Origin of the sequence: Cognatundibacterium rivi, assembly GCF_018139565.1 — a bacterium.
GTDB lineage: Bacteria > Pseudomonadota > Gammaproteobacteria > Burkholderiales > Burkholderiaceae_D > Undibacterium > Undibacterium rivi.
In genome coordinates, this window is the sequence record NZ_JAGSPK010000002.1 from 186,747 (window position 1) to 206,985 (window position 20,239).

A 20,239-nucleotide genomic window follows, 5' to 3' on the forward strand; every position below is an offset into this window, starting at 1 on the left:
TCCAACCCCGTAAATGACTGAAAACAGGGGAGTATCTGCCAATTTTGCCTTAATGTCCCAGTAAATAAAGGGGCTTGAAATATACTCCCCCCAGTATTTTTTGCTTCTGGACGATGAAAATCCGGCTTGATTCAGTCGCGCCATTGGCCGGTGGCGATTCTGTGTTTTGCTTCGCGGATGACTTCTTCATCCGCTTGCGGCTCGGTCTGACAGATCATATCCAGCTCCAGTACGCCGCCTTCTTCCCCGGTCAATAAATTCCTGATCGTGGCATAGGGGGCGATGGCCGCGGTGTCCTGAATGTCATGCTCAAAGGTGATCTCGAAATTTCCGGTTTTAAACGTTCTCAAGATGGTTTCCTTTCAGGTGTTAAAGCCTGCCGGCCTTGTCTTCAGGATTGCTGAACCCAGCCGATTTCGATATCCGCGCTGTGCAGATAATAACCTTCGCTCTCTATACCCGCGATTGCTGCTGTGATATCCAGAGCGACAGGTTTGACCAGTCCCAATGTGTCGAAGCCGCGCTGTATCAACCGGACATCGGCATAGTCAGGATCTTCCAGATTTAATAGCTTGATGTCGGTATTGGCAGCGACAGACAGGTGTTTTTTGGGCTGCGCGACACTCTGATAAATATCAATTTGCATATTTCCCTCAAAAAATGATGAATGACTGCTCCCATTCTGAAATAGCGCATCTGACCAGTGTTGATCCTTTTGCAGACATGAAATCATGCAATAAAATCCTCACTTCGGTAAATTAGCATCTTTGTCAGTGCTCTGTGAATTTTTATTGTCGTTGTTGATTTTTTCTCACACGTTTGCGGCGTCGACGTATGAAAGTCTGCTGAATCGCAGAGCCGTAATGTGGCGCGTGCTTCGGTTTCCTTATGCTAGATTTCTATTGGCCCCTATTCATTCTGATTTGTTGCGGCCTGAAGCAAATAGAGTAACGGTGTACGATTCGTCTGTGTGCCGCTATTTCTTTTAGTGACTTTGCTTGGTAGTTTCGGTTGCTAATGCCAGAACCGATTCGATATTCTCAGATGAAGATGAAAAAACTCAAAATGAACGTTTTTGCCAGACTTGCTTCGATCAGTCTGCTGGCTGTTTTAAGCGCATGTGCCAGTTGGTCTTCCGTAGATATTGCAGCGCTGCAAACGGAAACTGACGTGCTTGCCAAGCTGGGCAATCCTACCCATGTGTATCAGGATGGGCAAACCCATTTACTTGAGTACATGCGTGGTCGCAGGGCACAGGCGACGCACATGGTCAGGGTTGCTGCCGACGGCAAAGTGCTTTCGTATGAACAAGTGCTGACCGATCAGAAATTTGCCGAAATCAAACCGGGCGTATCGGATAAGGCGGCTGTGTTGAGGATACTGGGTGCGCCGTATGAAAATGTGTATTACTCCAGAGTCGAGCTGGAAGCTTGGTCGTATCCATACAAGGAAAGTGGCGTCTGGAATTCACTGATGGCGGTGTATTTCGACCACGCTGGCATTGTGCGCAAACTGGAAAATGGCCCTGATCCTGTGTTCGAGCCGCGTGAGCGCCGACGTTTCTGATGGTATTTCATCAGCGACAGTATTGACTGCGAGCCGCATCGTCCGGATGCGGCTCGACTTTAATCGACTGTAAGCGTGGCGGATCGTTCGGTAAGCAAACGGTGTAGTTCGTTGACCGGTAACGGATGGCTGAGTAAGTAGCCTTGTACTTCATCACATCCATATTCGTTCAGACATGCCAGTTGTTCTTTGGTTTCAACACCCTCGGCGATGACGGTCAGTTGCAGGTTGTGTCCAAGCTGAATGATGGTCTTGACGATGGCCGCGCCATCGGCACTGGTCAGCATGTCGCGCACAAACGACTGATCAATTTTCAGCTTATCGACGGCCAACTGTTTCAGGTACGACAGACTGGAATAGCCAGTTCCAAAGTCATCGATCGATAATTTGACGCCCAGATTTTTTAATCCGTGCAGGATGTTTATTGTCGCGCCGACGTCTTGCAATAAAATCGATTCTGTCAGTTCCAGTTCCAGTTGATGCGGCGGCAAGCCAGACTGTGTGAGTGCGTTGGCAACCACATCCAGAATTTTGCCGCGTTTGAACTGTAATGCCGACAGATTGACTGCGACGACCGGGGCATCAGGATAGTCGCGCAACCAGCTGGCAGCCTGACGGCAGGCTTCGTTCAGTACCCATTCGCCGATAGGCACGATGTGACCACTGCGCTCTGCCAGGCTGATGAATTTGCCTGGTGAAATTAAGCCATCCACCGGATGTTGCCAGCGCAGCAGCGCTTCTGCGCCGATGATTTTTCCGCTGTGAATGTCGGACTGGGGCTGATAATGGATGCGGAATTCCTGATTGCGTAATGCGTGCGCCAAACCACCGGTCAATCTGATCTGTTCTGTCAGACCAGAATTCATCTCATGCGAGAAAAAGCAATAGGTGTTACGTCCGGCTTCTTTCGCACTGTCGACAGCAGCATGGGTATGTTTGAGCAGTGTGTCGAAATCTTTCCCATCCTCAGGATATAAGCCGATACCAATAGAGCACGAAATATTCAGCGTATTGCCGTCGATATCAACAGGGTCGATAAAAATATCACTGATGGTATTCGCCATTCCGGCTACGCCGATTGCATCGCGTTTGCCAGTCAGAAGAACGACGAATTCATCGCCGCTCAGTCTGCTGATGGTGGCGGTCTCGGGTATGCACTGACGCAGACGCTCGACGACTTTAATCAATACGCGATCTCCGGTCGCATAACCGAGGCTGTCGTTGATGTGTTTAAAGTGATCAAGATCGAGATAAAGCAGCGAAACCATTGTGTTTTCGCTGTCAGCAATCATCGCTGCATGTTCAAAACGGTCTTGCAGCAGCGTCCGGTTTGGCAGGTGTGTCAAGGAGTCGAAGTTGGCCAGGAAATCCAGTTTCAACTTGGCTTCGGCGTGCGCGGCGCGGGTACGTAAGTTGATAATGCCAAACGCGAGATCGTTAGCGAGTTCCATCAGCAGCCTGATTTCTTCTGCATCGAAAGCGTTTGCTTCACTGGAGTAAAGGGTGAGGGCGCCAATAGTATGTTCGTTATGAATCAGCGGTAAACCTATGCTTGAGCGGTAGCCGCGTTGTATCGCCGCCGTGCGCCATGGCCGCATTCTTTCGTCGGTTAATACATTTTGAATTGTCGTCGGTTCACCGGTTCTGATCGCAGAACCGACCGGCCCGCTACCGAGTGCGTTGCCGCCCCAAGAAATATTGATGCCATCGAGATAGCCATTCTCGTAACCAGACAGTGCGACAGGCTTGACAGTCCGTGCATCGTCATACTCTGCATATCCGACCCACGCCATCAGATAGCCGCCACTTTCGACGCACAAGCGACTGATTTCATTGAGCAAGGTATGCTCGTCTTCAGCCCGCACGAGCGCCATGTTACAGTCGCTGAGCAAGCGTAAATCGCGATTGAGCCGTTTCAATGCCAATTCGCTGAGTTTGCTGGTGGTGACGTCCTGCACCGTGCCGATTAAGTGCAGAACATGCCCGTCTTCCTGATAGATAGGTTTACCGCGCTCGTTGATGTATTTTATTCGCCCGTCTTTTAATAACAAACGACGGGTAATTTCATACGCGGTCTTGTTCTCAATGGCGTCGTTGTAACTGCGACTGAGCAAGAGCCGGTCGTCGGGGTGAGTTGCGTCGACGAAAGAATGAGCTGTAGGCGTAAAAGTGTCGGGAGTCACTTCGTAAATACGGTACACCTCGTCGGACCAGATCGCTTCACCGGTGTTTCGGTTGATATCCCAGTTACCGATCTGCGCAAGTTGCTGGGCGATTTTCAGATTCACCTCGCTCTGACGCAATTCTGTCTGCGCTGATTGATGCTGATCCGTGATTTGTTTTAATTTACTTTGCATCTCTGCCAGCCGGGCGAGCACGGAACCTGGCAGGCTTTCAGTGACAGGCAATGGTTTGCTGAAGTCTCCGTTGCCAATACGTGTAATCTCTGCGTGGACCTCGCTGACCGAGCCACCCATAATGATCCTGAGTGCGCGTGAGGTGCGGTAGAGCATCAGTAGTGATAGCAGCGCCAGACCAATAAAGAGAAACCGGATTAACAATGCACGATGTTCTGCGCTGCTGACTGCGTTATTGGTTCGTGCCGTCATCAAACCATAAAAATCATCGATGGGCTTCATGATCGCTGCTTTGGCGTTCAGGTACGCCAAGTCGTGCAACATTTGGCTTGCTTTTTCTTTGCCGTTCTCTGATTGGCGCAATTGCATTGCTTCCCGTTCAGTCTGTGTCAAACGGTCTGAAAAAACCTTCGCTTTTGACAACACACTGAGTTCTTGCTCGGTAAAGCCTGCTTCCCGCATCAATTCCAGAAGTGGCTTCGTCTGTTTGCTTTCCGCTGTCGGTAGCGTTCCTGTCGCAAGCACCAGATCCCAATAGATGCCTCTGTAGTTCACTGGCCTTGGTTTTTTACCGTCGCGGATATCCAGTATGTCTTGATAGTACTGCAACATCCGGCGATCACCGGAAACAACATACAGTTGCGCCATGCGAGTCAGGTCATCGGAAGACTGGCGCAACTCATCGGCCAGAAGAAATGAGTTCAGTCGCTGTTCGTTCGCTGCATCGATTGTTTTTTCTGCGATGACGGACAAGGTGAACGTGCAGACCAGGATGACCAGTAATGACAGTGTGTACCAGATGTGGCGTTTAAACGAATTTGAATTGACAGTGGACGGCATGGGCAATCAGTTGATGTCGATTCGATAAAAAACTCAGGATTCGATGAAAATTTGATACCGGGAGCTTGTCGTAAATTTACTTTAAGTAGGAATAGTAGTGGAATCAGAGGGTAAAAAACCTCATGTACGGATATTTTTTTCTGGACGACAGAGTAATGATCAATGATGGAAGTCAGAATCATTAATATTAATTTAATAATTTCAACCTAGCCTAATCCCGGGGTTTTCTATTTATTTCAGGGATGATGTAGTTGTGAAGTTGTTTTGCAAGAAATGTGCAGGAACTTCATTTCTGATGTGCGATTGCGGAGGGACGGTGGACAAAAAAGACGGCGGACAAAAAAAATAGCCCGCATTAGCGGGCTTAAATCCAAACCTTGACGGTGTTGGAGGAGACAGGTGTAACTATACTGCAGTGCAATAAATACGTAAAATCAAATATTTAGATAATAATCATTCATGAAATGCATAACTCATCTGCTTCACTTTACTTTCTGAGTGTTATGACAATCAAATGCGTTCGTTTGCCAGGATGAAAGTGGGCTGGCGGTACTGCTAAGCGAAGGCAATGAGTAATTCATTCTGATCAACGCTGTCAAACATGACCAGAATCGTTTGTTTGCCTGCAAACAAAGAAATAAAGAAATGCTTGATTGCAAGTCAGGTTTTCTCTTACTGTATAAAGCAAGACTATCATTTGGCGTATTTGCTTAACTTAAGGATTGATCATGCTCGGTGTTACTGATTACGGCTCGTTTGTCATCGCATTTATTGTGTTACTGATTATTCCCGGGCCTGGTAACCTGGCTTTGATCACCTCGACCAGCAAAGGTGGTATCAAAGGTGGTCTGGCAGCAACGTTTGGCGTGATATTCGGCGATCAGGTCTTGCTCTGGATGGCAGTGGCTGGTGTTGCTGCGGTGCTGCATTCGTATCCTGCTGCGTTTCAGGCCGTGCAGTGGTTGGGTGCAGCGTATTTGATCTGGCTGGGATGCAAGATGTTGCTGGCCAAACCGGGTGTTGCGCCGGTGTTAAACATCAAACCGCATCATTACATGCAGCAGGCGCTGACGATTACTTTGCTGAATCCGAAAGCCATCGTGTTTTATATGGCTTTTTTCCCCTTATTTGTCGATCCGGTGCGCCATCAGGGGCTTATCACGTTTGGGTTTATGGCAACGACTATCGCTATTCTGACATTCATTTATGGTTTGATTGCGGTGTTGCTGACACATTTTCTGGCGGAGCGCCTGCGCGCTAATCCGACAGCGACCCGCGTATTGGAGAAACTCGCAGGTTTATCACTGATCGGTTTTGGCCTGAAACTTGTTTCTTCGCGTTAGACTTTTGTGTCTGCGTAAAAAAAAGCCTGCGAGATGCGGGCTTTTTTACGGAAAATTTAGCTGCCTTTACTGAAATTTATTCCAGCGCAACATGCGTTCATCAGCGGCCTCTTTCAGCAAGTGACGAGCGCTCAGTTTATCTGGGTCTTGGTGCTTGGTATCACCTTCCAGTTCCATCGCAAGAGCCTGTATTGCTGGTGGAAAATCGCCTTCCGCTGAGCGTTCCAGCCATGTTCTGGCTTGTACGGGATCTTTGGCGATGCCGTCGCCATCAGCGTAGGCATTTGAGAGTAAGAACATTGCCTGGGCATTGCCCTGATCGCTGGCAACTTTTAACCAGTGCACCGATTTTTGCAGATCAAGCGGCGTGCCTTCGCCGTATTTCGCCATGCGTGCCAGCATGAAGCTCGCCTTGGCATTGTTTTTCGCTGCCGCCTCGTACCATTTCCACGCAACCGTCAGGTTTTGAGTGAGTCCAAGTTTAGCTTTGTAGTTAGCTTCAGCAAATGCGAATTGGGCCTCTGTGTCGCCAGCTTTGGCTGCTTTTTCCATCCATTGCGCGGCTTCTGTCTGTTTATCCTGTTGTACGGCAAGGGCAAAGCTGAGTTCTCTTTGTGCCGTCACTATCCCCTGATTGGCCCATACTCTGAGAGTTTTGATGGCATCAGGATGTTGTGCTTGTATCGCGCGCATGCCTGTCGATTCAATTTCCGCGGTGCCAGGATGGTTGTTGATGCCAGGTGTGCATGCAACGAAAAGGCTGGCGGTGCAGGCGAGGGCAGCACGGGTGATGATGTTTTTCATGGTCTTCATATTATAAAAACCTGCCCCTGTTGCCAGGAGCAGGTTTAGCGCTGAAATGACTACTTACAACTTTCAACTGTTTAATGCGGATTGCCTTACGATTATTTGCTCAGGTCAATCGCATATTTGGCGAAACCATTGGCATCGAGTGCGCCTTCGGATTTCACCAGGCTCAAGCCAGAATTATTGGCGATGGCCAATTTGCCAGGTGCTGAGCGCAGAATGACAGGACCAGCAGTGGCGGCTTTAACGAAACTCCAGCTTTTGCCCGAGCCATTTTTTGCCAGTGTCAGTTTGCCTTGTTTTTTCACGTAATCGCTGACCACCGCCTGATTTGCATCAGGTGATTTGATGATGGTTTTGCTGCCGTCAATGCCTGGGACATTACCACCGCCTGCAGCACGATAGTCGTTGGTGGCAACGATGAAATCATCGGTGTCGGCAATAGGCTTACCTGCGTATGTCAGGTTCACGATGCGGCTACCAGCGGCTTTCGTCACATCAATCTGATAGGTCAGCGCATTGTTTTCAGCGTAGAACACATCGTAGTTATAGATGGTTCCATACGATGGCACCAGATCTTGCTCTGTGGTCAAAGCTGGATTGATTTGCGCGAACTGTTTTGCGACGGTTTCCAACCAGGCTTTCAGATCCGAACCTTTGATCTTGACTGCCTGGATATTATTGTTGCCGTACAAATACAGGTCGCCAGGATTTCGTACTTGCAGACCGACTGGTGCTGTCGATGTCGCTGTTGGTGCGACATCGGTAAAGTCCGTTGCACCGTTGCGGCCAGCCTTAAATGGCGCGCTGCAGGAAATAACTGGGATCGTTTTGTAACTGGCGATGGTCGCATCCGTCGAGTTGGTAATGAAATTTTTGACGTAATCGATTTGTGCCTGATTCACGATTTGAATCGCGCTGACATCGCCGACCAACGCAAAATAGGCAGACATTTCAAAGTCAGTTGTCGTTCCCAGCGGCTGAGTTGCGTAAGACAGTGCTGCTTTATGCTCAGTATCGACCAGCGGCGCAACAGAGGCATCGGCATCAACAATTGTTGTGCCATCTTTGTATTTAAAGCCGCGTGCTTCGACGTTGGTCTGATCTTTTTGTACTACCCATTTACCACCCTGGTATTTCAATACCATCTGGATGATACCGAGGCGACGCCCCCAGCTTTGCGCCATGACGGTAGGAACACCATTCACCAGACCTTTGACAGTATCCACCTGGCTTGCTGGCAGCGCAGCTAAGGATGCGTCTATCGCAGGGCCGTTGGCTTCTTTGGCTTTCGGGAAGATCAGATGAGAGTGGCCTACCATCAAAGCATCAATACCAGTATTGGTCAGATGCAGACTGGCATTTTCCATTTTCGGGCTATAGGCTGAAGCATCCAGACCGCCGTGAGACAAGGCAACGACCAGATCCGCACCTTTTGTGCGCATTTCCGGAATGTATTTATTCGCTGTTTCGACCGCACCATTCACCATGACTTTGCCCGCCAGGTATTTTTGATCCCAATCCATAATCTGCGGTGGGACAAAGCCCATGATACCGACATTCAGCGTAACGCTCAGCGGTGATCCGTCTGGTGTCGTCGCATTGAATTTTTTAGGAATGATGGAGTAAGGATTGAAGATCGGTTTTTGGCTACTGATACCAACCACGTTGGCGAGAACCACTGGGAACTTAGGTGCGCCGCAGTTGACTGGTTTTGTGACGTCGCTCAGACCAAAATCAGTGTTGGTGATTTGGCTGAGGAAATTCAGGCCATAGTTGAATTCGTGATTGCCAACACCGGCACCGTCATATTGCAGCGCGTTCATCACTTTATGGATGGCCATCGTGCCACTGCAAGTAACTGGCGAGGCTACCGCTTGATAATCGCCGAGCAATGTACCTTGAATGACGTCGCCATCATCCAGCAATACGGTATTTGGATTTTCTGCACGTGCCGATTTGATCAGCGCAGCAGTGCGCTCAAGGCCGAGGCTGGTATCCGCTTTTAAGCCGTAGTAGTCATAACTCAGAATGTTTTGATGTAAATCGGTCGTTTCAAGTAACGCGACTTTTAAAACAGTTCCCTCAGGAATCACGCTGACAGTATTTGAGCTGGTGCCGCAGGCTGTTAAAGCTAATGCTGTAAGCGGCGGTAGCCAATGGATTGTTTTCATGTTGTCTTTCTCAATTTTAGGTTCAGAAACGGTTGCCAGCGATTGCGCAATCGATTGCTAATTTCATTAAAAAATATGAATTTTTATTCTTTGTCTTCATTCCCAGCAGACCTGAGGATTATCAGTGGTGAATATGTCAATGATATGACAGTACAATATTTTCTTTTTATTAATGCACAGTTGTTTCTGAAAATGAAGTAAAAATTCGTTCTGATTTCTCGCCATCCAGACGTGAGCCGGTGTTTGGAAATATAATTCTGTCCTGCAAACAAGATGTTGTTAAAGCGTTTTGCTTTAATGGCGTTGTCTTGAAGCAATTCTCTATTCAGTTTCTGACCAATCACATGCCAACCTTCTTCGTGTTTTCTATTACCACACTTAAATTACGTTTTTCAAAATTCAAAAAATACACAGCGTTCTTTGCCTCGGTGTCCGCATTGAGCCTGATGAGTGCTTGTATGAGCACGCAGCCATCGGTCGTGCCGACGCCAGTAACGGCGATTCCTGTTGCCAAGGCGAACCGGCCAGTCAAGATAGGTCTGGCGTTAGGTGGTGGCGCGGCGCGCGGTTTTGCCCATATTGGCGTTATTAAAGCACTGGAGTCGCAGGGAATACAGGCTGATATCGTGGTTGGTACCAGCGCTGGCAGCGTTGTCGGGGCGATGTACGCTGCGGGTAACAATGGCTTTGCGCTGCAGAAGATGGCGCTGGAAATGGATGAGGCAACGATTTCTGACTGGTCTTTACCCTTGTTTGCCAAATCCAGTGGTGTGCTGAAAGGGGATGCTTTGCAAGCGTACGTCAATCGTATGGTGCATCAGACGCCGATTGAAAAACTTAAAAAGCCGTTTGGTGCAGTGGCAACCGATCTGTCCAGCGGGCAAGCTGTTTTATTTCAACGCGGTAATACTGGTACGGCGGTACGCGCATCGTCTGCGGTGCCCGCAGTTTTTCAGCCAGTACGGATCAATGACCGTCAGTATGTCGATGGTGGTTTAGTGGCTCCTGTACCGGTACGTTTCGCCAGAGATATGGGGGCCGATCTGGTGATTGCCGTCAATATCTCTCAGCAACCCGAAGCGCAAAATGGCAATAGTACGATCGATATTTTGTTGCAGACAGTGACAATCATGGGGCAGAGCATTAATCACTTCGAGCTGAAACAGGCGGATGTGGTGATTCGCCCTGAATTGCCAAGCATGAAGGGCAGTGATTTTGCGGGGCGTAATTTGGCGATACTGGCGGGTGAGCGCGCGGCGATGGCGGCGATGCCTGAATTGAAGCAGAAATTAAAGGCGATGCAGGAGCGCTGATTGTAAAGTCATTGACCGGTAAATATACTCCCGGGGAGTATTTTACAAAGCCTGGTGTTGACGCTGACGCCAGGCTTTTTTATTTGAAAATCAGGGGGAGTATATGCGGAGAGTTGAAATGCTAACTATTGCTTGGTGTCGTTGTCGTTAATGCGGCGGGCGCCGTTGAACCGATTTTTCCAGTAGGCAATATCCATGCTTTCTATCCGCACCTGACCACCAGCGGAAGGAGAGTGAATAAATTTATTATCCCCGAGGTAAATGCCAACGTGTGAAAAGCCGCGTCGCAATGTGTTGTAAAACACCAGATCGCCGGGTTGAAGATCTTTCTGATCGATATTTTCGCCAACGCGACTGATTTCTGCTGCGGTACGGGGCAGGTTGGCACCTAACGCATCTTTAAATACTAGGCGTACAAACCCGCTGCAGTCGAGGCCGTTTTCCGGCGTGCTACCGCCACGTTTGTAGCGTATGCCCATGAAGTCCATCGCTTTCATGGTCAGATCAGAGGCACGTTGTTTGATTTCTTGCAGTTTGCTGAACGCAGTGGAGGATTCAGGGAAGGGGTTGTCGCTTGCCTGAGCCTGATAGCAGACGGATAGTTGCAATGCTGCTGCGACGAGCACTAATGTGGCATTTCTTTTTAGTCTGGAAACGTTTATTAGCATCTTGGCACTTATTGAAGAAAACGGGTCAACTTTAAGCGAAGTCTTCAATAATGTAAACCTTTAGGGTCTCATTTCATGGATCGCCCCTTTTAAAGGTAAAAATTGAAAAACACTTTTTACTCCAATGAAATTCGGCATCGCGTACAATCCCCGCTCTACTAAATACGGAGCTGACTATGCAAACCAAACCTATCCTGACGCTGGACGATGTCAAAAAAATCGCTGCAGCAGCCGAGGCGGAAGCGAAAGCCAACAATTGGGCGGTGGTGATCGCGATTGTTGATGATGGTGGGCATCTGATGTGGTTGCAACGACTGGATGGCGTGGCGCCTGTGTCTGCGCATATTGCACCAGCGAAGGCAACGACGGCTGCCTTAGGTAAGCGTGAGTCTAAGATTTATGAAGATCTGATTAATAACGGGCGCTATTCATTCCTCAGCGCGCCGCTGATTGAGGGAATGCTCGAAGGGGGTGTTCCTATTTTTGTTGATGGCCATTGTGTTGGCGCTGTTGGCGTTTCGGGAGTGAAATCTCAAGAAGATGCGCAAATTGCCAAAGCAGGGATTGCCGCCTTAGGTTTGTAATTGCTGATCTTCCCGCGTTTTTATTCAAGGACGCGTAGTGGCTAAGTTGAAACGCGGGAATTCAGGGATTTGTAAGGGTTTATGATTTGCCTGAGAGGTGGTTTTGAGCTATAATTCGAGGGTTTAACTAATTCGAAATCTCGCCGTAGCGCCTACCCAAATTCTCATCGCTCCATTCTTATTGACAGGCCGCTCGTTTATCGTTCGGCCTGAGATAACGCAACTTGGGGCGTCGCAGCGGCGGTAACAATACAGGAGTTGCCCTTGCTGCCCATTCCGCAGTCCCTTCTTCGTTCCGGTCAGGACACCGCCATACTTGCTCTTGCCGATGGAACTATTTTCACTGGATATTCTATTGGCGCTGCCGGTCATACTCTTGGTGAAGTTGTTTTCAACACTTCCATGACTGGCTATCAGGAAATCCTCACCGACCCCAGTTACAGTTCTCAAATTGTCACCCTGACGTATCCGCATATTGGTAACACTGGTGTTAATTCTGAAGACGTTGAATCTGACAAAATTCACGCCGCTGGCCTGATTATTAAAGATTTACCGCAACTGGTTTCCAATTTCCGCTCCGAACAATCCCTCTCTGCTTACCTCCAGTCCCAAAACATCGTTGCTATTGCCGGTATTGATACCCGCAAGCTGACGCGTATCTTGCGTGAAAAAGGTGCGCAAGGTGGTGCGATTCTGGTTGGTGCTGATGCTGAAAAAGCGATCGCGCTGGCGAAATCATTCCCAGGCCTGTCCGGTATGGATCTGGCGAAAGTTGTTTCTGCCAAGCAGGCTTATGAGTGGACTGAATCTGAGTGGGTGCTGGGTCAGGGTTATGGTCAGTTGAAAGATCCAATGTTCCATGTGGTTGCTTTCGACTTCGGCGTCAAGCGCAATATTTTGCGCATGCTGGCTGAGCGGGGTTGCAAGGTCACCGTATTACCAGCGCAATCTACGGCTGCCGAAGTGCTGGCGCTGAATCCTGATGGCGTGTTTTTATCGAATGGTCCTGGCGACCCTGAGCCTTGCGATTACGCAATTACTGCTGCCAAAGAGTTGATCGAGAAGGGTATTCCGACCTTTGGTATTTGCCTTGGTCATCAAATCATGGCGCTCGCATCTGGTGCGAAGACTCTGAAAATGAAATTCGGTCATCACGGTGCCAACCACCCGGTACAGGATCTGGATACCAAACAGGTATTGATCACGTCACAGAATCATGGTTTTGCGGTTGATGCGACTTCCTTGCCAGCAAATTGCCGTGTTACGCACGTGTCTTTGTTTGATGGCTCCCTGCAAGGTTTTGCGCGTACTGACAAGCCAGCTTTCTGCTTCCAGGGGCATCCTGAAGCGTCTCCGGGACCGCATGATATTGCCTACCTGTTTGATCGCTTTATCACATTGATGACCACGGCAAAGACAGGAGAATAATAAAAATGCCAAAACGTAACGACATAAAAAGTATTTTAATTATCGGCGCTGGCCCTATCATCATCGGTCAGGCTTGCGAATTTGATTATTCCGGCGCACAGGCTTGTAAGGCTTTGCGCGAAGAGGGTTACAAAGTCATTCTGGTGAACAGTAATCCTGCCACCATCATGACCGACCCGGAAATGGCCGATGTGACTTACATCGAACCGATTACCTGGCAAGTGGTTGAACGCATCATCGCTAAAGAAAAACCGGATGCGATCCTGCCTACCATGGGTGGCCAGACTGCGCTGAATTGCGCGCTGGACTTATGGCGCAATGGCGTGCTTGATAAATATAAAGTCGAACTGATCGGTGCAACGCCTGAGGCGATTGATAAAGCGGAAGATCGACTGAAATTTAAGAATGCGATGACCAAGATTGGTCTTGGTTCCGCCCGCTCCGGTGTTGCGCACTCGATGGATGAAGCGTGGACGGTGCAAAAGGAAGTGGGCTTCCCGGTCATCATTCGTCCGTCGTTCACGATGGGCGGAACGGGTGGCGGTATTGCTTACAACCCTGAAGAATTCGAAACCATCTGCAAACGCGGTCTGGAAGCGTCACCAACCAACGAATTGCTGATTGAAGAATCGCTGATAGGCTGGAAAGAATATGAGATGGAAGTCGTGCGCGACAAGGCCGACAACTGCATCATCGTCTGCTCCATCGAAAACCTGGATCCTATGGGCGTCCACACCGGTGACTCCATTACGGTTGCTCCGGCGCAAACGTTGACGGATAAAGAGTATCAGATCATGCGTAACGCCTCGCTGGCGGTACTGCGTGAAATTGGTGTGGATACCGGTGGTTCTAACGTGCAGTTCTCGGTTAATCCGGCGGATGGTCGCATGATCGTCATTGAGATGAATCCGCGTGTGTCCCGTTCATCTGCGTTGGCATCGAAAGCGACTGGTTTTCCTATTGCTAAGATTGCTGCGAAGCTGGCTGTCGGCTTCACACTCGATGAATTGCGTAATGAAATTACAGGTGGTGCAACACCAGCTTCTTTCGAGCCTTCGATTGATTACGTCGTCACCAAGATTCCACGTTTCGCATTTGAAAAATTCCCGCAAGCAGATAATCGCCTGACGACACAGATGAAATCTGTCGGTGAAGTGATGGCGATCGGCCGCACATTCCAGGAATCGTTCCAGAAAGCGTTGCGCGGTCTCGAAGTTGGCGTTGATGGCATGAATGAAAAAACCCAGGACCGCGAAACCCTGGAAAAGGAACTTGGTGAGCCTGGCCCGGACCGTATCTGGTATGTAGGCGATGCGTTTGCCCAGGGCTTTACCATGGAAGAAGTGCATCAACTGACGCATATCGACCCATGGTTCCTGGTGCAGATCAAAGATATCGTGGATATTGAGTTGTGGCTCGATGAGCAGTCGCTCGACAGCGTGGATAAAGCGCTGATGCTGCAATTGAAGCAAAAAGGTTTCTCTGACCGTCGCCTGGCAAAGTTGTTGAAGACGACTGACACAGCGATTCGTGAAAAACGCCGTACTCTGGGTGTGCGCCCAGTGTATAAACGCGTTGATACTTGCGCCGGTGAGTTCGCCACGAACACCGCCTACATGTATTCGACTTATGAAGAAGAATGCGAATCTTATCCTACCGATAAGAAAAAGATCATGGTGCTGGGTGGCGGCCCTAACCGCATCGGTCAGGGTATTGAATTCGATTATTGCTGCGTACACGCCGCATTTGCAATGCGCGAAGATGGTTATGAAACCATCATGGTCAACTGCAATCCTGAAACTGTGTCGACAGACTACGACACTTCTGACCGTCTGTATTTTGAGCCGCTGACGCTGGAAGATGTACTGGAAATCGTCGATAAAGAAAAACCAGTTGGTGTAATCGTGCAATACGGTGGGCAGACGCCTTTGAAACTGGCACTGGATCTGGAAGCGAATGGTGTTCCTATCGTTGGAACTTCGCCTGACATGATTGATGCTGCTGAAGATCGCGAACGCTTCCAGAAAATGTTGCAGGAATTGGGCTTGCGTCAGCCGCCTAATCGTACCGCGCGTACTGAGGCGGATGCGCTGGCACTGGCACAGGAAATTGGTTACCCATTGGTTGTGCGTCCATCGTATGTGTTGGGTGGTCGTGCGATGGAAATCGTCCATGAACAACGCGATCTTGAGCGTTACATGCGCGAAGCCGTCAAGGTGTCGCATGACTCTCCAGTCTTGCTGGATCGCTTCCTGAATGATGCGATTGAAGTTGACGTTGATTGCTTATCTGATGGACGGCGTACGTTCATCGGTGGCGTGATGGAACATATTGAGCAGGCGGGTGTGCACTCCGGTGACTCTGCATGTTCATTGCCACCATATTCTTTGTCGCAAGAGACTATTGCTGAACTCAAGCGCCAGACTGCGCTGATGGCCAAGGGCTTGAATGTCGTTGGTTTGATGAATGTGCAGTTCGCGATTCAAAAACAAGACGGTAAGGATGTTGTTTTCGTTCTTGAGGTAAATCCACGCGCTTCCCGCACGGTGCCTTATGTGTCTAAATCAACGGGCTTGCAACTGGCGAAAATCGCTGCGCGTTGCATGGTCGGTCAGTCGCTGGATTCGCAGGGAATTGGCGCTGAAGTTGTACCGCCATACTTCAGCGTTAAAGAGGCAGTCTTCCCGTTTGTGAAGTTCCCTGGTGTCGATACAATTCTTGGCCCAGAAATGAAGTCAACCGGCGAAGTCATGGGGGTTGGTAAAACCTTTGGCGAAGCTTTCGTGAAATCGCAACTGGGTGCGGGCGTAAAATTGCCGACTTCTGGTAAGGTTTTCCTCAGCGTGAAAAATAGTGATAAGCCACGCGCGGTAAAAGTAGCAAAAGACCTGGTGGAGCTTGGTTTTTCTGTTGTTGCCACACGTGGCACAGCTGCTGCGATTGCTGCTGAGGGGGTTGCTGTTTCCATCGTTAATAAAGTGGTTGAAGGGCGGCCGCATGTTGTTGATATGATCAAAAACAATGAAATTGCGATGGTCATCAACACAGTTGAAGAAAAGCGGAATGCGATTACTGATTCACGTGCAATTCGTACCTCAGCACTGATTGCGCGTGCGACGACTTTCACAACGATTGCAGGTGCTGAAGCTGCAGTCGAAGGTATGCATCATTTGAATGAATTGCATGTTTATGATTTACAAGGTTTGCATAAGACCTTAAACTGATAAAAATTACAGTATTGGTACTCTGAGTTCCAATACTGCATCTTCGATACAGAGGTCACAAAAGACATCACTTACGCTGATGTCGGATGTGGCCTCTGTATTTTTACTTTTAAAAGTGTGAACGATATGAGTACAGTACCTATTACCAAGTTCGGTGCAGAGTTGTTGAAGCAAGAGTTGCACAACCTGAAGACAAAAGAGCGCCCAGACGTGATCAACGCAATTGCGGAAGCGCGCGCGCAAGGAGACTTGTCTGAAAATGCTGAGTACGATGCTGCCAAAGAACGTCAGGCTTTTATTGAGGGGCGGATTGCTGAGTTAGAGGGGAAGCTGGGATCGGCGCAAATTATTGACCCGTCTACTTTGGATGCCGAGGGGCGTGTCGTGTTTGGTGCGACCGTGCATCTGGAAGATCTGGAAACGGAACAGAAGGTTAGTTATCAGATCGTCGGAGAAGATGAAGCCGATATTAAATTAAGCAAAGTATCAATTACATCACCGATAGCCCGTGCTTTGATTGGTAAATATTCTGGTGATGTTGTTGGAGTGCAGGCGCCAGCAGGTGTTCGTGAGTACGAAATTTTAGAAGTCAGTTATATTTGATGACTTCGGTTTGATGGCGTTACCCGGCCATCAAAGATGGCCGGGTCATTTTTGTCGGATGAAAAGTTCACCCGACGCCAACACTTACTTAATGAATTAATGACTTAATGCTGATTTTTTTGCACTGGCTTGACGTGGTTTTGCGCGCTTGACATTGCCACCTTGGGTAACGCGCTCATTGCCTTTTACCATTACTTTTGAAACCGTTGGTTTTTTTGTGCCGCTTGGGCTTGGTTTGACAATAGTCACTTCGCGCAAACCTCTGCCTTTTTTAACCAGCTTGGTCTCTTTTACACCTTCTAATTTAGGGCGGTAAATAACCAGTAATTTCCCTATGTGTTGTATAGGTGCGGCATTCAGTTCTGCGCAAATCGTATCGTACATCGCGCTACGGGCTTCGCGATCATCGCCGAAAACACGTACTTTAATTAAGCCATGTGCATTTAGTCCTGCATCAATTTCTTTCAGAACTGCTGGTGACAGACCGGCATCGCCGATCAAGACGATAGGTTTTAGCCCATGAGCTTCGGATCGGAGTTCGCTTCTTTCGGCGGGAGTAAGTTTTAACATAAATTTTCCTTGTGCATTTTATTTTTGGTGCACGATAAATACATCGCCTGGCTCAGCCAGGCTAAACACAGTTTCTTTTAAAAGCAGTATTTTACGCGAATGGCAAAGAATAAATTCAATCAAAATTGGGTTCACGATCATATTAATGATCCTTATGTGAAACTTGCACAAAAAGAGGGCTATCGCGCGCGTGCCGTTTATAAGCTAAAAGAAATAGATGAGGCTGAAAAACTGATCCGTTCTGGTCAGGTTGTCGTCGACTTAGGCGCGACTCCGGGAAGTTGGTCGCAATATGTGAGAAATAAACTTGCCGGAAAAGATGGTGGCGGCATTAATGGGGAAATCTTCGCGCTTGATCTGCTGCCGATGGAGCCTATCGCTGATGTCCAGTTCATACAAGGCGACTTCCGGGAGGATGACGTGCTGGATCAGTTGGAGAGCAGGTTGGTTGGCAGGAAGGTTGATTTGGTTTTATCGGATATGGCACCAAATTTATCTGGTAATTCAACAGTGGACGCCGCCAGAGTTGAGTACATCATCGAATTAGCGGTCGCTTTCGCTAAGGCACATCTGAAGCCCGGCGGTTCTTTGCTGGTCAAGTGCTTTCACGGACCCAGCTACAATAATATTGTGAATATATTCAAGGATGAGTTTAAAGTTGTCATTAATAAAAAACCGAAGGCAAGTAAAGATAAATCGTCTGAAATTTTCTTATTGGGAAAAGGCTTGAAGAATCCTGATTGAGTATTTTCCTCTTGATAATCCTCAATATCGCCAGCATATGCTGGCTAGCAAGCTCTACCTATTGAGGGTAGAATGACCGATTACAGTATCAAATGGCGTATGTTACGTCCAAGGAGTTCTCGTGAATAATATGTTTTCAAAAGCAGCTATATGGGTTGTAGTAGCCTTAGTGCTTTTCACACTTTTCAAGCAGTTTGAAGGGAAGAGTATTGGTGCTGGTGCAACTCCAATGGCTTATTCCGAATTTCTAGACGAAGTCAAATCCAAGCACATCAAAGACGCGACGATCGATGAGGCGAATCGTTCAATCGTTGCGACGACGAATGACGGTAAAAAAGTTAAATCACAAATAACCGTGCTGGATAAAGGCCTGATTCGCGATTTGGTTGATAATTCAGTCAAATTCGATGTCAAACAGCCAGAAGAGCAATCGTTCCTGTCGCAAGTATTTATTTCCTGGTTCCCTATGCTTTTGCTGATCGGCGTATGGATTTTCTTCATGCGTCAGATGCAAGGTGGAGGCAAAGGAGGTGCGTTTTCCTTTGGTAAGTCAAAAGCCCGCATGCTTGACGACACAAATAACAATGTGACGTTCAGTGATGTTGCTGGCTGTGATGAAGCAAAAGAAGAAGTCACTGAAGTTGTTGATTTCTTGCGTGATCCCACAAAATTTCAGAAATTAGGTGGACGTATTCCGCGCGGTATTCTGATGGTCGGTCCTCCAGGTACTGGTAAAACTTTATTGGCTCGTGCGATTGCGGGCGAAGCTAAGGTGCCATTTTTCACTATTTCTGGTTCTGATTTCGTTGAAATGTTTGTCGGTGTTGGTGCATCACGTGTTCGCGACATGTTTGAAAATGCGAAAAAACATGCACCTTGTATTATCTTTATTGACGAAATCGACGCTGTTGGTCGTCATCGCGGTGCTGGCATGGGTGGTGGTAATGATGAGCGTGAACAGACCCTGAACCAGATGCTGGTCGAGATGGATGGCTTTGAAGCGAATTCCGGTGTGATTGTGATTGCTGCAACTAACCGCGCTGACGTACTCGACAAGGCTTTATTGCGTCCGGGACGTTTTGATCGTCAGGTTTCTGTTGGCTTGCCGGATATTCGCGGTCGCGAACAAATTTTGAATGTACACATGCGCAAGGTGCCTATCAGTAGTGATGTAAAGGCAGATATCCTTGCTCGTGGTACCCCGGGTATGTCCGGTGCTGATCTTGCCAATCTGGTTAATGAAGCGGCGTTGTTTGCTGCGCGCCGGAATAAGCGTCTGGTTGAAATGATCGACTTTGAAGATGCAAAAGATAAGATTTTCATGGGACCAGAGCGTAAGTCTATGGTGATGCGTGAAGATGAACGCCGGAACACCGCTTATCATGAGTCCGGACATGCAGTTGTTGCTAAGCTCATGCCGAAAGCGGATCCTGTTCATAAAGTAACGATTATGCCGCGTGGTTTTGCATTGGGGTTGACCTGGCAGTTGCCGGAGCACGACCAGATCAGCGGCTATAAAGATAAGATGCTGGAAGAAATCTCTATTTTGTTTGGTGGACGTATTGCTGAAGAGATTTTTGTCGGTCAGATGTCGACTGGTGCTTCTAACGATTTTTCACGTGCGACTAAGCTGGCTCGTTCTATGGTGACGCGTTTTGGTATGTCTGACAGCATGGGTGTGATGGTCTACGAGGATAGTCAGCAGGAGGGGTATTTTGGCGGCTCGTCGAAAACTATTTCTGAAGCGACCCAACAAAAAGTAGATGCCGAAATTCGCTCTATTCTGGATAGACAATACGCACTGGCGCGTAAGTTATTAGAGGAAAACAGAGAAAAGGTTGAAATGATGACCAAAGCTTTGCTGGACTGGGAAACGATTGATGCAGATCAGGTGAATGACATCATGAATGGTCTTGAGCCTCGCCCACCTAAGATCGGTCAGTCTGCTGGTCGTTCGTCTTCGGATAACACATCGGGAGGAGTTTCTCCTAACGCGGCGGCACCTGCCTGACCTATTG

The 20,239-nt window shown here is 48.5% G+C and carries 16 protein-coding genes; 9 read left to right on the forward strand and 7 right to left on the reverse strand.

Annotated features, from left to right (window positions below):
• Window positions 1–131: 131 nt before the first annotated feature.
• Complete coding sequence (locus KDM87_RS05195; protein ID WP_186885459.1) at window positions 132–350, reverse strand: hypothetical protein; 219 nt, start codon at window positions 348–350, stop codon at window positions 132–134.
• Window positions 351–391: 41 nt separating this feature from the next.
• A complete protein-coding gene (locus KDM87_RS05200; protein ID WP_212678100.1) occupies window positions 392–646 on the reverse strand; it encodes a hypothetical protein in 255 nt (84 codons plus the stop codon).
• Between the two features lie 404 nt (window positions 647–1,050).
• Between KDM87_RS05200 and KDM87_RS05205 the strand changes: the two genes are divergently transcribed.
• Window positions 1,051–1,566, forward strand: a complete 516-nt coding sequence (locus KDM87_RS05205; RefSeq protein ID WP_230407605.1) for a hypothetical protein — start codon at window positions 1,051–1,053, stop codon at window positions 1,564–1,566.
• A 59-nt stretch (window positions 1,567–1,625) separates the two neighbouring features.
• On the opposite strand, the gene KDM87_RS05210 is transcribed toward KDM87_RS05205, so the two are convergent.
• A complete protein-coding gene (locus KDM87_RS05210) occupies window positions 1,626–4,763 on the reverse strand; it encodes an EAL domain-containing protein (RefSeq protein WP_212678101.1) in 3,138 nt (1,045 codons plus the stop codon).
• A gap of 728 nt (window positions 4,764–5,491) precedes the next feature.
• Between KDM87_RS05210 and KDM87_RS05215 the strand changes: the two genes are divergently transcribed.
• Window positions 5,492–6,106, forward strand: coding sequence for a LysE family transporter (locus tag KDM87_RS05215; RefSeq protein ID WP_212678102.1), 615 nt, complete (start codon window positions 5,492–5,494; stop codon window positions 6,104–6,106).
• A 66-nt stretch (window positions 6,107–6,172) separates the two neighbouring features.
• Here KDM87_RS05215 and KDM87_RS05220 read toward each other — a convergent pair whose 3' ends face one another.
• Together KDM87_RS05220 and KDM87_RS05225 are read right to left on the reverse strand one after the other, a co-directional pair.
• Window positions 6,173–6,919, reverse strand: coding sequence for a tetratricopeptide repeat protein (locus tag KDM87_RS05220; protein WP_212678103.1), 747 nt, complete (start codon window positions 6,917–6,919; stop codon window positions 6,173–6,175).
• Between the two features lie 92 nt (window positions 6,920–7,011).
• Complete coding sequence (locus tag KDM87_RS05225) at window positions 7,012–9,087, reverse strand: bifunctional 2',3'-cyclic-nucleotide 2'-phosphodiesterase/3'-nucleotidase (protein ID WP_212678104.1); 2,076 nt, start codon at window positions 9,085–9,087, stop codon at window positions 7,012–7,014.
• A 458-nt stretch (window positions 9,088–9,545) separates the two neighbouring features.
• On the opposite strand from KDM87_RS05225, the gene KDM87_RS05230 reads away from it, so the two are divergent.
• Window positions 9,546–10,400 carry a patatin-like phospholipase family protein gene (locus tag KDM87_RS05230; RefSeq protein WP_212678667.1) on the forward strand — a complete coding sequence of 285 codons (855 nt, stop codon included), beginning with the start codon at window positions 9,546–9,548 and terminating at the stop codon, window positions 10,398–10,400.
• Window positions 10,401–10,525: 125 nt separating this feature from the next.
• Here KDM87_RS05230 and KDM87_RS05235 read toward each other — a convergent pair whose 3' ends face one another.
• Complete coding sequence (locus KDM87_RS05235) at window positions 10,526–11,068, reverse strand: C40 family peptidase (RefSeq protein WP_212678105.1); 543 nt, start codon at window positions 11,066–11,068, stop codon at window positions 10,526–10,528.
• A gap of 176 nt (window positions 11,069–11,244) precedes the next feature.
• Between KDM87_RS05235 and KDM87_RS05240 the strand changes: the two genes are divergently transcribed.
• The 4 genes from KDM87_RS05240 (at window position 11,245) to greA (ending at window position 16,907) form a co-directional block, all read left to right on the forward strand.
• Window positions 11,245–11,652: a GlcG/HbpS family heme-binding protein gene (locus tag KDM87_RS05240; protein WP_212678106.1), complete on the forward strand. Its 408-nt coding sequence runs from the start codon at window positions 11,245–11,247 to the stop codon at window positions 11,650–11,652.
• 273 nt (window positions 11,653–11,925) lie between these two features.
• Window positions 11,926–13,080 carry a glutamine-hydrolyzing carbamoyl-phosphate synthase small subunit gene (carA, locus tag KDM87_RS05245; RefSeq protein WP_212678668.1) on the forward strand — a complete coding sequence of 385 codons (1,155 nt, stop codon included), beginning with the start codon at window positions 11,926–11,928 and terminating at the stop codon, window positions 13,078–13,080.
• A gap of 5 nt (window positions 13,081–13,085) precedes the next feature.
• Entirely contained in the window at window positions 13,086–16,304 is a 3,219-nt protein-coding gene (gene carB / locus KDM87_RS05250; protein WP_212678107.1) for a carbamoyl-phosphate synthase large subunit, read from the forward strand.
• 126 nt (window positions 16,305–16,430) lie between these two features.
• Window positions 16,431–16,907, forward strand: a complete 477-nt coding sequence (greA, locus tag KDM87_RS05255; RefSeq protein WP_212678108.1) for a transcription elongation factor GreA — start codon at window positions 16,431–16,433, stop codon at window positions 16,905–16,907.
• Between the two features lie 96 nt (window positions 16,908–17,003).
• Here the strand turns inward: greA and KDM87_RS05260 are convergent, their stop codons facing one another.
• Window positions 17,004–17,477 (reverse strand): YhbY family RNA-binding protein, encoded by a 474-nt coding sequence (locus KDM87_RS05260; protein ID WP_212678109.1) that lies wholly within the window; start codon window positions 17,475–17,477, stop codon window positions 17,004–17,006.
• Window positions 17,478–17,576: 99 nt separating this feature from the next.
• Between KDM87_RS05260 and KDM87_RS05265 the strand changes: the two genes are divergently transcribed.
• Both KDM87_RS05265 and ftsH read left to right on the forward strand, forming a co-directional pair.
• Entirely contained in the window at window positions 17,577–18,221 is a 645-nt protein-coding gene (locus KDM87_RS05265) for an RlmE family RNA methyltransferase (protein ID WP_212678110.1), read from the forward strand.
• Between the two features lie 121 nt (window positions 18,222–18,342).
• A complete protein-coding gene (gene ftsH, locus KDM87_RS05270) occupies window positions 18,343–20,232 on the forward strand; it encodes an ATP-dependent zinc metalloprotease FtsH (RefSeq protein ID WP_212678111.1) in 1,890 nt (629 codons plus the stop codon).
• Window positions 20,233–20,239 lie beyond the last annotated feature (7 nt).

Excerpts from the sequence above, each read along its gene's own strand:
- KDM87_RS05200 (WP_212678100.1), bottom strand. The coding sequence starts at position 646 with ATGCAAATTGATATTTATCAGAGTGTCGCGCAGCCCAAAAAACACCTG.
- KDM87_RS05205 (WP_230407605.1), top strand. The coding sequence starts at position 1,051 with ATGAAAAAACTCAAAATGAACGTTTTTGCCAGACTTGCTTCGATCAGT.
- KDM87_RS05210 (WP_212678101.1), bottom strand. The coding sequence starts at position 4,763 with ATGCCGTCCACTGTCAATTCAAATTCGTTTAAACGCCACATCTGGTAC.
- KDM87_RS05215 (WP_212678102.1), top strand. The coding sequence starts at position 5,492 with ATGCTCGGTGTTACTGATTACGGCTCGTTTGTCATCGCATTTATTGTG.
- KDM87_RS05220 (WP_212678103.1), bottom strand. The coding sequence starts at position 6,919 with ATGAAGACCATGAAAAACATCATCACCCGTGCTGCCCTCGCCTGCACC.
- KDM87_RS05225 (WP_212678104.1), bottom strand. The coding sequence starts at position 9,087 with ATGAAAACAATCCATTGGCTACCGCCGCTTACAGCATTAGCTTTAACA.
- KDM87_RS05230 (WP_212678667.1), top strand. The coding sequence starts at position 9,546 with ATGAGCACGCAGCCATCGGTCGTGCCGACGCCAGTAACGGCGATTCCT.
- KDM87_RS05235 (WP_212678105.1), bottom strand. The coding sequence starts at position 11,068 with ATGCTAATAAACGTTTCCAGACTAAAAAGAAATGCCACATTAGTGCTC.
- KDM87_RS05240 (WP_212678106.1), top strand. The coding sequence starts at position 11,245 with ATGCAAACCAAACCTATCCTGACGCTGGACGATGTCAAAAAAATCGCT.
- carB (WP_212678107.1), top strand. The coding sequence starts at position 13,086 with ATGCCAAAACGTAACGACATAAAAAGTATTTTAATTATCGGCGCTGGC.
- greA (WP_212678108.1), top strand. The coding sequence starts at position 16,431 with ATGAGTACAGTACCTATTACCAAGTTCGGTGCAGAGTTGTTGAAGCAA.
- KDM87_RS05260 (WP_212678109.1), bottom strand. The coding sequence starts at position 17,477 with ATGTTAAAACTTACTCCCGCCGAAAGAAGCGAACTCCGATCCGAAGCT.
- KDM87_RS05265 (WP_212678110.1), top strand. The coding sequence starts at position 17,577 with ATGGCAAAGAATAAATTCAATCAAAATTGGGTTCACGATCATATTAAT.